Here is a 16,314-nt window from a genome sequence, read left to right as displayed (position 1 = left end):
AATAGTTTATTCTGCGTTGCGAAGCTGTTCAACGATACTGAGCTTATTGTTCAAAGAATATACTACCAGTGGAATGAAAATTCCGGCGGCCAGCAAAACAGGCAAGATGTACAACACCGGCCATATTATAAAATGATAACTAAAAAACCACAGGTAACGGCAGAGAGGCTTTATTATAAGAACGGAAGACAGAATGGCTAACCATCCAGATACCAGGCCTGTACCTAATACATAATATATGCCTTCAAGAGCCAGCATACTATGCAATTGGAGTCGGGTCATTCCGATGCTTTGCAGCATAGCAATCTCCTGCCGCCGTGCTATAATACTGGCCAGAATCGTATTTATGAAATTTAATATACCGATGCAGCTAATGATGAGGCTGAGAGTAACTCCAATAGTTTCAACGGTTTGTTGCATTCCGGCCACTTCTTTTCTTACTGAAAGCTTGGATTGATAGTCCATCAGCGGTTCGGTTGTCCGGGTATAATGTGCCAGGAAACTCTCCATGGCGTTCTCTTTGCCAGAGGGCACGTTAAAGGCATAGCTCATCACTGTAGGCTGCTGTACTAATTCTTTGTAGATATTCGCTGGAATATAAAAGTTATAATTCATTGGCATCCGATCAGAATTGGAATTTTTCATGGCGACATGACCCAGCACAGTGAATGTATGTGTCGTATATTTTTTATTCAATTCCGTTGTGCTATTATCCGTATTGTTATGGAGCGTAACCGTATCCCCAACTTTATATTGAATTAACGGCCAATAAGGGGTACCGTTATCGTTCAGTGCAACGCCCTCCAGAATATACTTTCCAGAAGCCAGCCTGCCGTAATCGGGTTGTCCGTCGATCCATTGCAACTGGCGAAGGGGCAGCTCATCTAACCCGTACACCTGTGTATATGGGTTGCCAATGGCATCAACCCCGTCTGATTTCCCCTCGGTCTTACGACTTGAATTCTCAACCGTAAGGAGCTCCCGGTCACCGTATAAATACCCGCCTTCTTCAAAGCCCAGCTGAGCTTGAACCGCTTTAACAAAACTATCGGAAAGTGCATTTGCAGACCCTGTGAAGTCTTGATGGAACAAATCTGCATGTCCAATCAGAAAATCTGTATCGCTGAATCTTGAGGAAATGTACTTGTCTACGTCCATACTCTTGGACAGCGCAAACGTTATGTTCAAGAGTACTAAACTTAATGATAGACTAATAATTACCAGCAAGGTGCGTTTCTTGTTACGTCCAAGATTAAAGCGTGCAATCCTTGGCATGCTATGGTGTGAAGTATTCTTCTGATTCTTCTTGTTTTTATAATGCAGTTCTGCAATCCTTACAGCATCAACAGGCGATACACTTGCGGCCAATCGTGCCGGTTTGAGAGTGCTGATGAAAACTGTAATAAGTGTGAACAAAGCAGAGCCTATAAATATCCATGGATTCGGGTATATCGTGGCCGCTGTACCTTTTAATACAGTGTTGTCTATAATAAGGGGTACAAGGTATTTCCCGCACATAAAGCCTGCGGCCAGCCCAACAGGAATGCTCGGCACGGATAGAAATAAGGCTTGCCTGCGGATGATGCTGCGCACCTGTCCGGAGGTTGTTCCGATGGTCTTCAGCAGGCCATAAAAACGTATGTCTTTGAGCACTGAAATCTGAAAAATATTGTAGATAATAAGATAGCCAGTCAACACGATCAGCAGCAATCCCAACAGGAGGGAGAAGAGGAGTCCAGAGTTGTTACCCAGACGGGTGGAAAGGTAAGCCCAGTTCACATTGCTCTGGACAAAGTTTACGGCACTCTCATTAAGCGAATATCCGCTTTCCGTGATTACTTTATTCAGTTTTCCACGCAAATCCAGGCTATTATTGAACATGATATAGGGGTGAATGGTTCCTGTAGAGGAGTGATCTTTTTTATATGTATGCTGAATTTCCTCGGTATGAGCCACTAGATAGGCTTGGGAAGCATAGATTTGCCCGGTATGAAACATAGGATCGTTCTCCCACCAGCCGGACAGGATAAAGTTGCGTTCAACAGTTTTTTCACGTATATCAAGCTTAAGGTGTACAGGTGCATTAATCGTTAACGGAACACCTAACAGCTGTAGTGTATGCTTATCTGCTATCACTTCATTTGCCGCTGCGGGTTGATGACCTCCATCCAATTCCACGAATCCAAGATTTAATGCTTTGTTATCGTAATACCAGAATTCCGTAGGCCATTTTAAAAATTCCTTGTTTTGAACGCCGTCACTTAACAGCTGTCTATATGCTATTTCTTTGATCAGCGGGTGATCCTTAATTACTGTGAATTCTCCAGCGCTAATATATTTTAAAACAGCATGGGCATCTCCGCCGGCTTGTCGCATCATTGCCTGCTGCATGTGGCCGACAGCGCCTAGTCCCATTGTATACAGGGTTGTAAACAACAATGAAGTTAGGGCAATCGCTGTAATGGCGATAAGGTTTCGGGCTTTATTCGCTTTGAAGCTTTTGGCGGACAGATTGCGAAGGACTTTTGTATGAGTCAGCTTAATCATCCGTATTTCCCTCCTATTGCTGGAGTATCCGCAGCCTTCTACGATAAGAATATATCACAGCAATCTTTCCACAATCTTTCTGAAATCTAACAGAGTTGAAAGAATTAATGTTCCAGCGGAAGAAACAGCGAGAAGGTAGAACCTTTGTTAAGCTGTGAAGATACCTTGATATAGCCTCCTTCGGCTGCGATGATTTCTCTGGCCAAAAAAAGTCCGATGCCCACACCTTCCTCTGTGTTAACAGCAGGAGAGCGGTAAAAGCGTGAGAAGATTTTACTCTGCTCCTCTTCCTGAATGCCTATTCCGTTGTCGGTAATATCAATTCGGCAGAATAAATCAAATACGGTCACGCTAACGGAAACAGTTCCATTGTGTCTGGTATATTTCACAGCATTATCAAGGACATTGTAGATAGCTTCCGCAGTCCATTTTAGGTCAAACCACGCCAGGGCTGCGCTGCTCTCGGCTGTAACCGAAATCGCTTTGGCGTGTGCTTCCGGCATAATTTGCGCTAATGCAGTGTCCAACAACTTTTGGACAGCCTCTTGTTTGGCGTTTAGCTTGATAATCCCTGTCTCCAGGCGGGAGGTCTTCATCAAGGCATGAATGAGGAAATGGAGCTTCTCGGCTTGTGCAGACAGGGCCCTCACACAGGTGGAGCCATCCTCCGGCAATTTGAATTCACTGAGAAGTTGTGAATACAGCAGGATATTAGCGATAGGTGTTTTCGTTTGATGCGCAATGTCGGATATCAGTTCATTTATTTTATTTTTTTCTGCCAGCAAATTTGTTGAGGATGCTGAACAGAGCGCCAGAAATTGGGCGAGTTTTGCTTCTAGCGCTGAGATGAGGGATTCATCGAAAACACTTTCCGAAAAGTTTCCATTAATTGCAGTGTCAATCATGTATTCAAAGCTTTTAAATGTTTTGTCAATGTTTTTACGGTACAGAATGATTACAGCGGCGGCTGCAAGAAGTGCAGTAACGGCAATACCAATACATACATAGCTCAGGATATTCATTTTATAGCCCATATATAGCCGACCCCATAGACAGTTTTGATATACCTGGGAGCGGACGGGTTCTCTTCGAGTTTATCACGCAACCTTTTTATCGCTACAGATAAGGCATTCTCACCTACAAATTCTGCTCCATCAGTCCAGATGTTATCGACCAGACGATCGCGGGAAAGGGTGATTCCACGATTATTGATCAAGAGTCGAAGCAGTTTTTGCTCAGTTTTACTAAGTTCTACTGGATTGCCGTTGTTCAGAAACTCCATCTTGGCAAATGAGAAATGAAAGCCGTCGAGCTCAAAGGTGTCGGGGTACAGATGTCTGCTTTTCTTAAGTTGAACCTCTACCCGGGCCCTTAATACCATCAGACTAAAAGGCTTAGTGATATAGTCGTCTGCTCCCCGCTCAAAACCTGTGACGATATCCGTTTCCAGATCATGAACGGTTAGGACAATGACTGGAATTGTGGTTGATTTGCGTATGTCAGCTAAAAGATCCAGCCCGCTTCCATCCGGCAGATTCACATCCAGAATAATTAAATCAAAGGCAGAGGATTGCAATGTTTCTTTTGCAGATGCAATGTCATGCTTTTGTATTAGGTTCATTTCGGGTCCTTTAAGGGCAATTACAATCCCGTTACTTAAGGCGATATCATCCTCAATAATTAATATGTGATTCATACTATTCCTCCGATCTTTCTCTCTGCAATAGTTAAGAAATTTTTGTTAATATTTTGAATAAATTGCCGAAAAAACCGAAAATACAGTTAATTATAACAGCTGTCCTCCAAATTGTCCTTATTACTGTATTATTTTACTAGAAAAAGCTCTTGTGTATTTCTGCTAATAATTGCGAGAAGGGAGGTATAAAAAATGAAAGAGTTAAGTTTACTGGCGGCTGAAGAGTTTGATATGTCTATTCAGATTTGTGACCCCGATGATTGTCAGCATGATTGCAGTCCAAACGGTCCAAATCAATGCAGCGCTTTCTGGACTGGAGCATTCTGAGCAGTGTCTTTGTCTCTGAGAGTCAAATTAGTTTGGAGGGGAAAATGATTATAGCTGCAAAAAAATATCCTATTCTAAAAGTTTTATTTCTGTCTATTGTCTGTTTTATTAGCTTTTTTATTGCCAATGATATTAACTATGCTGCACCAAACGCTGCTGAAGTCACAATTGAAGAATATGAGAATAATGTAAAAGCTCTACCTGTGCTTAATGCCAGCCAGACCATGGACAAATTTAATTCAGGCGAAGGTTTTTATTTTTATATTGGCAGACCCACCTGCTATTATTGCCGTGAATTCTCTCCGGTGCTCAAGGAGTTCTCCCGGCAAATCTCACAACCAATATATTATTATAATGTGGACGGCGGGGACTGGGGAAGGGAAATAGGGCAATTTCTTGTTGACCGTATTGAATTTCAGGGAACACCCACTTTGGCCTATGTAAGAGACGGAAAAGCCGTTGTTCAACAGGTTGGTTCAGGTCCGACAATAAATGAGCTGTTGGAAATTTTTGCTGATTATCCACATTAAAATGGTATCCTGTATCAGGACTGCTGGTATCCCGGTGGTTTGAAGATGAGGCTGGCGGATATACAGACAGAACAGAAACAAGCTGCAAATGATCTAAAACGAAAAGCAGCAGTTCTCCAATAACGGAAGAACCGCTGCTTTTTTTGAATTTCAGCCTGGACTATACTTCCCTTGTGCAGAAAGTGTTGATGGCTCATTCCCTTATCAGCTTCTCATTCTTCAGCCGGATGATCTTGCGGCGGACCGGCAGGCTGAGCCACACGAAGAACAGGCCCAGAATGATTACAGGGACTCCCACGATGAGGTTGATTTTGTAGATGTTAGAAGAAGTATTCAGCATCATCAGCATGATATTAAAGGAGCCGATGATCAGTTCCAGCAGCGCGAGGGACAGATAGACGTTATGGATTCTCTGATAGTGTTTGATTTTGGAATCTGTATCGGAATAGATCTGGAAGGGGCCTTCCGAGGCCTTCCTTCTGAAGATCACCCAGCGCTGGTTGATCAATGTACGCTTGGCCTTTGCAGGGGCTCCGGCAGGCACACGCTCCGCTCCGGTCTCCTCCATAAATTGCAGATAGTCGGACTCCTCCTTCGGGTCCTTCTCCAGCAGCTCAAGCCGGTAAATGTACTCTCCCTTGGCACTCTCCTCGAACACATAACGGGCCCATGAATATTCAACGAGTGCGAGCCCCTTAGCCGACATCTCATTCAGCCAAGCCTCTTCCTTCTCGAAATCTATGAAATATTTGCGTACCACCTGACTCATTACGCTTCGCCTCCCAGTAGCTTTCTTCCATTTGTGAGCAGCTCGTCAAGTCTTGTCATTTCACTGCGGACTATAGATTTGCCAAGCTCTGTAATCTGATATTCCTTCTTACGGGAATCCTCTCCGCCTGCCAGCAGCTCGATCCAGCCCCGTTCCACAAGTGTGCTTAGCGCACCATAAAGTGTGCCTGCCCCAAGCTCCACGCGCTGATGGCTCAGCAGCTTCACATTCTGCATAATGCCGTAGCCGTGCATCGGGGTGAGCAGAGACAAGAGGATATAATAGACGCCTTCGGTCAGCGCCCCGTATTCATTGTTGCTAGACAATGCCATCACCTTCCTTATTGCATCTTTGTGTAACATTCCACAGACCTTGGAGTTCCAGTACCATCATTCGTCGTTATACCCATTGGCGTTATAACACTGAACGTTATAGCATTGGGCGATATATCGTCAACCGATACATTGAGTATATCGGCTGGCGATATAGTTGTCAACAGGCTTGTGTACCACAATCTGACCCCGCATACACAAAAATCCCCTGCCCGCCGTTCGCACGGTTTGCAGGGGATCATCCTCCCGGTATGAATCAGCGCGCAGTATCGCTTCACTGTCAGCCTGGAGAGCAAGCGCTCAGGCTTCTGTTGCCCTTTTGCCAAAAAACGTCTTCAGCGCCTGATACACTTCCTTCTTATCCTTGATCACATAATGCATGAACTGCTCCTGCTTCAGGTGGCGGTAGGCGGACATCAGGGTGCTGCTGCGGTTGTACTGGTTCACTTCGCCATAGCCGAACATATTGCTGCGCTTCAGGAGCTCGCCGATCAGCTTGACGCAGCGTTCATTGTCCGAGGTCAGGTTGTCGCCATCCGAGAAATGAAAGGGATAGATGTTGTATTTGGCCGGAGGGTAGCGGCTGTCGATAATCTCCAGCGCCTTCTGGTACGCCGAGGAACAGATGGTTCCCCCGCTCTCCCCGCGTGTGAAGAAGTCATGCTCGCTGACCTCTTTGGCTTCCGTATGATGGGCCAGGAACACAATATCCACCTTCTCATACTGGCGGCGCAGGAAGCGGGTCATCCAGAAGAAGAAGCTGCGGGCGCAGTATTTTTCAAAAGTGCCCATCGAGCCTGAGGTATCCATCATGGCAATAATCACGGCATTGGAGTGGGGGGTTGTGATATCATCCCAGGTTTTGTAACGCAGATCATCGGGGCTGATGCTGTGAATGCCGGGAGTGCCTCTGCTGGCATTACGCCGCAGATTCTCAAGTAAGGTACGTTTTTTGTCGATATTCGACATCATGCCTTTTTTGCGGATATCGTTGAAGACAATGGATTTAACCTCGATTTCTTCTTTATCCTTCGGCTTCAGATGGGGAAGCTCCATATCCTGGAACAGAATATCCTCCAGATCCTCGATATCGACTTCGGCCTCAACGGTATCCTGCCCGGGCTGATCTCCGGCTTTATCCCCTTTGCCCGGCTGGGCAGACTGTGAATCGCGGCCGAGTACGTCACCTACCTGACTCTCCCCGTCGCCCTGGCCGACATGCTTCTGCTTGCGGAAATTATAGATAATCCGGTATTCATCCAGACTGCGGATCGGCACCTTCACAATCTGCTTGCCGCCCGACAAAATAATGTTCTCTTCGGTAACCAGATCCGGCAGATTTCCCTTAATGGCTTCTCTGACCTTCTGCTGGTGACGCTCCTGATCCTGATGGCCTTTGCGGTGAAGGGACCAGTCTTCTTTGGATACGACAAAAGCGTATGGACCGGATGGCTGTGACAGGATGACCACCTCCCATGGACTGTGTTATTCGGTATTGTCAATATTGAGGCTGAGGATCATGCGGCAGGTTGTAACTAAAGTATATTCAGGGAGATGGGGGATATGTGAGCTGTATTATTCACTGATTTCTTCAATGAGCAGCCTGTAGCTGTTAGAACGGGCTTCACCGGAGTACCGGCGTCCGTCGATGGTGAATAAATACAGGGCGGCCGAATATCCTTGCAGATCCTTGCCCATGTAATCCGGGTTTATCCTGACAAAATAGGTGAGTGTGACGCTTTGCCCGGCCTGCAGCGTCCCCAGAGCAACCGTTCCGCTGAATGGAGTCCCGGGTACGGTTACGGCGCTGATGGTAACGATCTCCGGCTCCATGACGGTTCCTTGCGGCACAATCCGGATTACGGATATCTCTGCGGGATAATTCCCGCTGTTCGCTACGTAAATGTTGAATTCAGCAATGCTCCCGGGGTCGACAACCGGCGGCTCCCCTTGCATTTGAATAGAGATGACGGGCGATAACAGCAACGTGGTCACTGCGCCCGACCGGGCGAGCTGCCGGACATTACGTCCGTCGGGAAGGGAGAACGTATACTGGACAACTCCCTGATTCTGAATGGCCGGCGTCTGGCGGATATCGGTGGCACCCGGAATGGATACGAGAAAATCCACCACGGCTTCAGCGCCTGCCCGTAAGGTGCCAAGCGGAATTCCGTCCCCGGGGCGGACGCCCTTCTGCGGAACACCGTCGATACGGACGCTGTCCCAGACGAACAGTACGCCTGGCGGAATGGCATCCAGCAGCAGTGCCTCCACGGCCAGGTTCCCGTTGTTACGCACAGTGAACTCATACCGCAGGTTGTCGCCGGGAGCTGCGCTGTAGAGATCAACCTTCAGGCTGACGGTTACTCCCGGCTGGATCACGGTAATCAGAACGGTGTTGCTCCCGGTGGTATTCCGGCTGTCATTAGCCACATAGGAGACCTGGGCCTGCGCCTGCAATACCGAGTCTGGAGGGGTTGAGGTTACCCGGACACGGTAGGAGATCCCGGCAGCTGAGCCTGTACTGAGCGAACCCAGTCCAATGCCTGAAGCCGGATCAGCCTCAGGCTGATAGACCCCGCCTGCAACCACGCTTCCGGGGAGGAATACGGCCCCTTCCGGGATAGGCAGAGTAGCGATAATCCCGGTCAGCGGCCGGGAGCCTTCATTGCTAAGCTGAAGGGTATACGTGACGACATCCCCAATGAAGGTAGTAGGTGTGCTGGCAGAGAGCAGCGTGGACAACTGGTAGGACAGAAGGGAGACACTGACAGGATTGGAGCGGATGTCCGCGCTCACTGTTCTCCCTTCCGGAGTGGTGAAGGAATACGTGCCAACCGCTCTGTTGTCCAGGACAAGCGAAGGCGGGAGTGAGACTACAATGACCTGGAAAGCGATGGTGACCCCTGAATGCGGAACAAGAGTCCCCAACGGGATGCCGGAAGACGGAGTAACCCCCGGAAGGGGCACTCCGTCTCTAAGCACACTGTTGGCTATGAAGGATACTCCCGGGGGAAGAACGTCAACGATCGTGAGCAGTGCCGGTGTATTGCCGCTGTTCCTGGCGGTAACGGTATAGACCAGCGTATCTCCCAGGGAGGCGCTCAAGGGAGCCGCTTGTTTGAGCAGGGATAGAACCGGACCCACAACGGACGTATGGACGGTATTGGAATAGGCAATAGCGTCATTCCCTTCTGCGGAGCTGTACCGTACCATGGACTGATTGCTTACGACAGGCTGAAGCCGTGAGCCGTCTGTCATATAACAATGACCTGAACCTGGAAGGTTACCGTAGAAGAAGCTCCCGGAGCAATGGTTCCGATCACTACACCGGAGGCCGGGTTCGCACCAGGACGCGGAACACCGTCCACAGTCACACTGCCTGCAACGAATTGGCTGCCGGCCGGAATCGGGTCAACCAGCACCACATTGTTGACAGGAACAATACCGTTGTTCGTCACAACGATGGTATAGGTAATGATGTCGCCGACTATGGCATCAATGGCCGGAGTACTCTTGACGGCTGTTACATCCGGGGAAGAGACCGGAATGACCAGCGTATTGGACAGGGCAGAGCCTGAGAGCAGACGGCCATCCGGCGGAGAGTAGGTGAAGGTGGCGGCGGCCTGGTTCACGAGCTGCTGCGGTGAAGGCAGGGAAGCTACCGTAACCTGCAGAGTGACGGTCATCGTGACAGTGGCGCCTGCTGCTACTGTCCCCAGGTTGATACCGGTAGTCGGATCTGCACCCGGAACGGGCTGGCCATTGACCAGTACACTGTTCGGAATGAATACGGCTCCCGCCGGGATGGAGTCGGTTAAGGTGACGACGGCTGCAAGATTGCCTGTATTGGTCACGCTGAGGGAATAAGTGACGGTATCCCCGACCGTTGCATTGGCGGTATCTGCACTTTTCAAGATGCCGATAATCGGCTGGAAGACAGGAGTAACCAGCGCATTGGAGTAGGAGGCGCCGGAGAATGCACCGGAGGTGAAGCTCACCGAAGCCTGGTTGCTGAGCGTGGCCGGATTAGGCAGCGTGTTAACAACGATGCTGAAGGTGACCAGGACAGATGCGCCCGGGGCCACGGTGCCCAGAGCAATACCGTTGGCAGGATTCGCCCCCGGCAGCGGAGTGCCGTCGACGACTACGCTGCCGGGGACAAAGGAAGAGCCGGCCGGAATCGGGTCGCTCAGTACAACATTATTGATCGGCGCTATGCCGCTGTTGGTAACACTTATGCTGTATGGAACAGTATCTCCCACGACTGCATCGGTTACTGTAGAGCTTTTGACAACCAGTACATTGGGCGAGGATACGGTAATCTGATTGATGTTCGAGCTGGCCGACTGGTTGAAGGTCCGTCCGTCCGGCAGCGTGTAAGCAAAGGCGATGATCGCCTGGTTGCTGAGCTGCTGGCTGGCAGGAAGTGTATCTATGACAACAGAGAACACGATTTGCAGTGTGGCACCCGCAGCGACCGGGCCCAGCGGGACACCTGAGGCGGGATCAGCGCCCGGTGCCGGGAAGCCGCCAATCAGCACACTGTTCGGAACCAGCGTTGTACCGGCGGGGATGGTATCGGTCAGAGTGGCGGTTGCCGCATAGTTACCTGAATTGCTGACATTGACAGTATAAGTGATCGTATCCCCGACCGTTGCATTTACCGAGCTGGAGCTCTTGGCGGCAGCGATAATCGGCTGGAAGACCGGAGTGGTCACAATGTTCGAGAAGGCCACGCTGGACAAGGCCCCGGAAGTGAAGCTGGCCGAAGATTGATTGTTAAGCACTTCTGATCCCGGCAGGGACGTAACGGTTACGTTGAAGGCTACAGTGACAGAAGCGCCCGGAGCGATACTGCCAATCGTCACCCCGGTAGCTGGCGAAGCTGCCGGACGGGGAACACCGTCTACCAGCACACTGCCCGGAACAAAGGCGGTACCGGCAGGCAGAGCATCCGTGAACACCACATTGTTAACGGTAGTGATGCCGTTATTGGTCATCGTTACTGTATACGTAATGGTATCGCCAACATGGGTTGCGGTGGTCGCGGTGGTTTTGACAACCGCCAGGTTCGGGTTCGAGACGGGGATGGTCAGGGTGTTGGTGGGCACCGAACCTCCCAGGGTTCTTCCGTCAGGCAAGGTAAAGCTGTAGGCAACGGTTCCCTGATTCACCAGCGTTTGCGGTGAAGGCAGTGAAGTGATGATTACGGAGAACGATACAGCAACACTTGCACCCGGGGCGATGGTTCCGGCCGCAATTCCGGCGGCGGGACTCGCCTGTGGCAGAGGCAGCCCGTTAATCAGCACACTGTTCTCTTCAAAGGTAGTCCCGGCAGGAATATTGTCCGTTAAGGTCAGAATTGCTGCGTAGTTGCCTGTATTGCTGACCGTTATCGTGTAAGTTACGGTATCGCCGACTGTTGCATTGGCGGTATTGGCCGTTTTGACCGCAGCGATATTGGGCTGGAAGACAGGCACCGCCACGGGATTGGAGAAGGTGGAGCCTGTAAAGACACCGGAGGTATAGGTTACAGTAGCCTGATTATCTATCGAGGTGTCTGCCGGTACCGAAGTTACCGTAACGCTGTAGGAGACTACGGCGGAAGCGCCGGATGCCAGTGTGCCAATGGCGATCCCTGTTGAAGGATGGGCATTGGGGAACGGCACGCCATTTACAGATACGCTGCCCGGCACGAAGGCTGCCCCATCCGGTGTTGGATCACTGAGCACTACATTATTAACCGGGTCTATTCCGTTGTTGGTGATGTTAACGGAATAGGCAATGGTATCGCCGAGTGCCACTGAGGTGGAAGACGTACTCTTCACGACCTCCAGATTGGGGGCGGAGACAGCGATCGTTACGGTATTGGAGACGGCGCTTCCGCTCAGCAGCCGCCCGTCCGGCGGTGTGAAGGTGTAGGTAGCAGCCGCTTGATTCACAAGCTGCTGCGGGGAAGGCAGGGACACAATGAACACGGTGAAGCTTACGGACACACTGGCGCCGGGAGCGACAACGCCGACGGTGATTCCAGTATCCGGTGCAGCGCCCGGCTGAGGGAAGCCGCCGACAATGACGCTGTTGGGATCAAAGGCGGTACCAGCCGGAATATTGTCTGTCAAGGTAACATTGGCCGCAACGTTGCCGGAATTACTGACGAGCACGGTATAGATGACCGTATCGCCAACTGTGGCGTTCAGGTCATTGGCGCTTTTGACAAGCGTGATCTGCGGCTGCGTGACCGGTGTGGTAGTGACGTTGGAAGAGGAAGAGCCGGAGAAGACCCCGGAGGTGAAACTGACGGTGGACTGGTTATTGACCTGTGAAGGAATCGGCATTGTTATCCTCACCTCGAATGTTACGGCAACGGAGGCCCCAGGCCCCAGGCTGCCGATTGGGATACCGGCGGACGGAATTGACAGCGGCTGGGATACGCCGCCAACAATTACGGTTCCGGGAATGAATGCTGCATTCTCAGGCAGGGGATCGCTGAGAATGATGTTGCTGACAGAGGTAATGCTGTTATTCGTCAGCACGGAGGTGAACGTAAGAATGTCGCCGGTCACAGCATCAATGACATTGACGCTTTTGACGACACTGACATTGGGTGCCGAGACGGGAACGGTCAGTGTGTCCGACACTGCATTTCCGCCGAGCTGCCGTCCATCCGGCAGGGTGAAGGTGAAGGAAGCCGCTGCCGAATTAAGCAGCTGCTGGTTCGGAGGCAGCGCAGTAACCGTAACAAGGAAGCTGACTATGACGCTGTCTCCGGGAGCAAGCGGGCCCACCGGAATTCCGGTCAGGGGGCTGTACCCGGGCAGCGGTGTTCCGCCGATGCTGACACTGTTGGTCTCGAATACCGTCTGCGGCGGCAGGCTATCGGTCAGATTCAGCAGGGCGGCAATATTGCCGGTGTTGCTGGCCAGGATGGAGAAGGAGAGCAGACTGCCGACAGAGGCTTGGGCCGGGCTTGAGCTTTTGACCAGTCCGATGACCGGGATGAAGACTGGAGTAAGCACCGTGTTGGACAGGGCTGTTCCGCTGAACATGCCTGCTGTAAATGACGCGCTGGCCCGGTTGCTCAGTTGAGCCGGACTTGGAACGGAAGTGGCATTGACCTGGAAGACTACGATGCTTGTGGTCCCGGCGGCGAGGGTACCCAGAGCAATTCCGGCATTCGGATTGGCAGAGGGCACGGCAGTCCCGTTGACGGTGACGGTTCCCGCAACAAAGGCGCTGCCTGCCGGAGCCGGATCGGACAGCACTACATTGTTAACCGCTACCCCGCTTGGATTGGATACCGAGACCGTGTAGGTGAGATATTCCCCTACCGCGATTGCGGTGAGATTGGCATTTTTGAGAATCGTGAGGTTGGGGGCGGATACCGGAATAGTGACCGTATTCGAGACACTTCCGCCGGACAGGGAGCGTCCGCTGGGCAACTGGTACGTGTAGCTGCTGCTTCCTTGGTCGGTCAAGGTGGCCGGAGACGGCAGTGACTGAACAGAGGTCAGGAAGGTCACCGTGAAGGCTGCTCCGGGAGCCGCTGGCCCAAGCGGGATTCCGCTAACCGGAGAGGCGGCAGGAAGTGCCGCTCCATTCACGGTTACACTGCCGGCGACGAAGGCGGACCCGGCTGGAATCGTGTCGGTCAAGGTCACCGTTGCAGCGAGATTGCCGGTGTTCTGGACCTGTAGCGTGTATTGCACATTCCCTCCAACCGTGGCGCTGCCGGGGCTTGCGCTTTTGACGATGCCGATTACCGGCTGATATACAGGAGTCAGGGTGGTATTGGACTGCGTAAGGGCATTGAATGTCCCCGAGCTGTACGACGCCGATGACTGGTTGGCGAGCTGGCCGCTTCCCGGCACAGAGGTTATTGACACCTGAAAGGTTACTGTCACACTGGCCCCCGCAGCAAGGGTACCCGCGGTAATCCCCGAAGCCGGATCAGCGGAAGGCCTGGCACTGCCGGCCACCACGACACTTCCCGGCACGAAAGTGCTGCCGGCGGGAATCGGATCGGAGAGCACGACATTCGTCACGGCTTCAATTCCATTATTGGTGATCACTGACGAATACAGCAGGGTGTCGCCTACGGCGACATCCGGGAAGCTGGCGCTTTTGACGATGGAGACGTTGGGCAGTCTGACCGGTATGCTCAGCGTATTGGAGGCTGCGGTACCGGTGACGGTCCTGCCGTCAGGAACCACGAAGGTATAGGCTGCCGTAGCCTGATCAACCAGTTGTGGAGGGGCGGGCAGACTGTTAACCAGCACGCGGAACTGGACGGTAGAGCTTCCTCCGGCCGCGATAGTACCGATAGCGATACCTGTGGCAGGATTGCCGGCCACGGGAGTGCCGTTTACCGTAAAGCTTCCCGGAACATAGGTGCTGCCCGCAGGAATGTTATCCGTGAGTGTAGTGGTGGCACCGATATTGCCGGTGTTGGCTATCTGTAGCGTGTAGATAATCTGATTGCCGACGGTTGCGTTGGTTGTATTCGCGCTTTTGACAATGCCAAGAACCGGAGAATATACCGGCAGTGATTGTGTATTGGAGGGAATCACTCCGCTCACAATCGGGCCGCCGGCCACACTCTGGAAGGTGAAGGCGGCGGTAGCTGTATTAGGGACGATTTGCGGATTGGGCAAGGAAGTAACCCTGGCTTGGTATGTAATGGTTATGGAAGTGCCAAGAGTTAGCGATCCGAGCGGAATACCGGATGTTATATCATAAGACGGTCTGGCAACCCCGGCTACCACTACGCTTCCTGCGACGAAGGTAAGACCTGCCGGGAAGGTATCCGACAATACAACGCTGGCTGCACTTGCTGTACCGGTATTGCTTACCGTTACTGTATACGTCACGGTATCACCAACAATCGTACCGGCGGCATTGGCGGATTTGGTTAAGGAGATTTTGGGTGCGTTGATATCAATCTGCAGGGCATTGGCATTCACGACATAAGCATCGCCCGAAGTAGTCAAGGTAAGCAGGGCGGAAGACTGATTGTTGACGAGGCGGGCGGAGACATCCACGTTCGTGATATCCCAGCCCTGCCTGCCGCCGACAATGTTGGAGCCCGGACTGCCGTTAATCTGGTTGCGGGTTCCGAAGGTTCCGGTGGTATTCAGGCTGCCGGCATCATTGTTAATCTGCGAGGCGAAGAAGTTATTGGCGAAGTTGTTAGGCCCGGACAGGGCGACCTGGGTGGAGGAGGTAGGACCGAAAAGCGCCTGGTCTCCTGAGCGGTTGGCATCACCTTCCTGGGCGCTGAACAGGGTGCGTCCCCCGAGCGCGCCAGTGACAGGGGTAGCGAATCCGGTAATGGTTGTAACTACCGGAGCCGAGGAAGCTTGGACAAGGACAGCCCCTGCGCGCAGTGACATGTTGCGGAAGGGAAGGGACGGATTCTGATAGATGGCGGCGAGTGTCCAGCCGGCATGGTTGGCAGTAGAATCGCCGGGAATTACGATAGTCCCGACTACACCGCCGGTGACATAGGTTCCGGCGCCGGAAGCTTGAATGGTACTGGTCACATTAGCGGAACGGACATACGCGAGTGCCCCGCCTCCCAGATCTACGGAATTGGCCGTGGCTGGATCGGGCGATACGCTGACCGTGTTTCCTAGAGGGGTAGTGAAGGAGACAGGGTTATTGATCGCTGCGGTAAGGTTGACTGAGCCGTTGACATAGGTACCCCCCCAGATTAATTCCGCATACAGAATCGTGCTTCCGGCGGGAAGGCTCAGAATGGCTGCTGAGCTGTTATTCTGATATAGACTGGTAGTACCGGCGGGGTAAGTGCCGAATACAGAAGCGGTGTTTATAGTAGTAAAGCCTCCGATGCTATCCTGGGTACCCGGTACGCCAGCTACCTCTGAACGGCTCAGCCCCAGTGTATTGCCGGTGAAGGTAATGGCACCTGTTGCATTTACCGTAGACCGAACGACTAGAGGAATGTTTATCACCTCCTTTGGAATGAATGCGCATAGAGAGGCAGACAGCATAAAAAAGCAGACCGGCTCCTGCGGGAAGCCGGTGTGCCCTCTTTCTTGTGTTGATATAGCCTATGTGAAGTTCTGTGTAATATTGTATGTCCATCAG

The 16,314-nt window shown here is 51.7% G+C and carries 10 protein-coding genes; 2 read left to right on the top strand and 8 right to left on the bottom strand.

The window, feature by feature from the left end; genetic code table 11:
• Positions 1–6 precede the first annotated feature (6 nt).
• The 3 genes from HQN87_RS24420 to HQN87_RS24410 form a co-directional block, all read right to left on the bottom strand.
• Positions 7–2,547 (bottom strand): ABC transporter permease, encoded by a 2,541-nt coding sequence (locus HQN87_RS24420; RefSeq protein WP_173138630.1) that lies wholly within the window; start codon positions 2,545–2,547, stop codon positions 7–9.
• A 104-nt stretch (positions 2,548–2,651) separates the two neighbouring features.
• Positions 2,652–3,569 (bottom strand): sensor histidine kinase, encoded by a 918-nt coding sequence (locus tag HQN87_RS24415; RefSeq protein WP_173138727.1) that lies wholly within the window; start codon positions 3,567–3,569, stop codon positions 2,652–2,654.
• A complete protein-coding gene (locus HQN87_RS24410; RefSeq protein ID WP_173138628.1) occupies positions 3,566–4,243 on the bottom strand; it encodes a response regulator transcription factor in 678 nt (225 codons plus the stop codon). Before HQN87_RS24410 ends, HQN87_RS24415 begins: the two co-directional genes overlap by 4 nt.
• A 192-nt stretch (positions 4,244–4,435) precedes the next feature.
• Between HQN87_RS24410 and HQN87_RS32820 the strand changes: the two genes are divergently transcribed.
• Both HQN87_RS32820 and HQN87_RS24405 read left to right on the top strand, forming a co-directional pair.
• Positions 4,436–4,570 (top strand): hypothetical protein, encoded by a 135-nt coding sequence (locus HQN87_RS32820; protein ID WP_301953220.1) that lies wholly within the window; start codon positions 4,436–4,438, stop codon positions 4,568–4,570.
• A 44-nt stretch (positions 4,571–4,614) separates the two neighbouring features.
• Positions 4,615–5,100, top strand: coding sequence for a DUF6568 family protein (locus tag HQN87_RS24405; RefSeq protein WP_173138626.1), 486 nt, complete (start codon positions 4,615–4,617; stop codon positions 5,098–5,100).
• Positions 5,101–5,293: 193 nt separating this feature from the next.
• Here the strand turns inward: HQN87_RS24405 and HQN87_RS24400 are convergent, their stop codons facing one another.
• From HQN87_RS24400 to HQN87_RS24380, 5 genes are all read right to left on the bottom strand, one after another.
• Complete coding sequence (locus HQN87_RS24400) at positions 5,294–5,869, bottom strand: DUF2812 domain-containing protein (RefSeq protein WP_173138624.1); 576 nt, start codon at positions 5,867–5,869, stop codon at positions 5,294–5,296.
• A complete protein-coding gene (locus HQN87_RS24395) occupies positions 5,869–6,201 on the bottom strand; it encodes a PadR family transcriptional regulator (RefSeq protein ID WP_173138726.1) in 333 nt (110 codons plus the stop codon). The genes HQN87_RS24400 and HQN87_RS24395 overlap by 1 nt, the downstream gene beginning before the upstream one ends.
• Before the next feature lie 300 nt (positions 6,202–6,501).
• Positions 6,502–7,662, bottom strand: a complete 1,161-nt coding sequence (gene yhbH, locus HQN87_RS24390) for a sporulation protein YhbH (protein WP_173138725.1) — start codon at positions 7,660–7,662, stop codon at positions 6,502–6,504.
• Between the two features lie 114 nt (positions 7,663–7,776).
• Positions 7,777–9,462 (bottom strand): COG1361 family protein, encoded by a 1,686-nt coding sequence (locus tag HQN87_RS24385; RefSeq protein WP_173138622.1) that lies wholly within the window; start codon positions 9,460–9,462, stop codon positions 7,777–7,779.
• A complete protein-coding gene (locus tag HQN87_RS24380) occupies positions 9,459–16,178 on the bottom strand; it encodes a CLIPPER-2 domain-containing protein (RefSeq protein ID WP_173138724.1) in 6,720 nt (2,239 codons plus the stop codon). Before HQN87_RS24380 ends, HQN87_RS24385 begins: the two co-directional genes overlap by 4 nt.
• Positions 16,179–16,314: the final 136 nt, after the last annotated feature.

Source organism: Paenibacillus tritici (genome assembly GCF_013204885.1).
Classification (GTDB): domain Bacteria; phylum Bacillota; class Bacilli; order Paenibacillales; family Paenibacillaceae; genus Paenibacillus_AQ; species Paenibacillus_AQ tritici.
The sequence above is the reverse complement of the archived record's forward strand: the minus strand, read 5'-3'. Positions and strand labels throughout refer to the sequence as shown.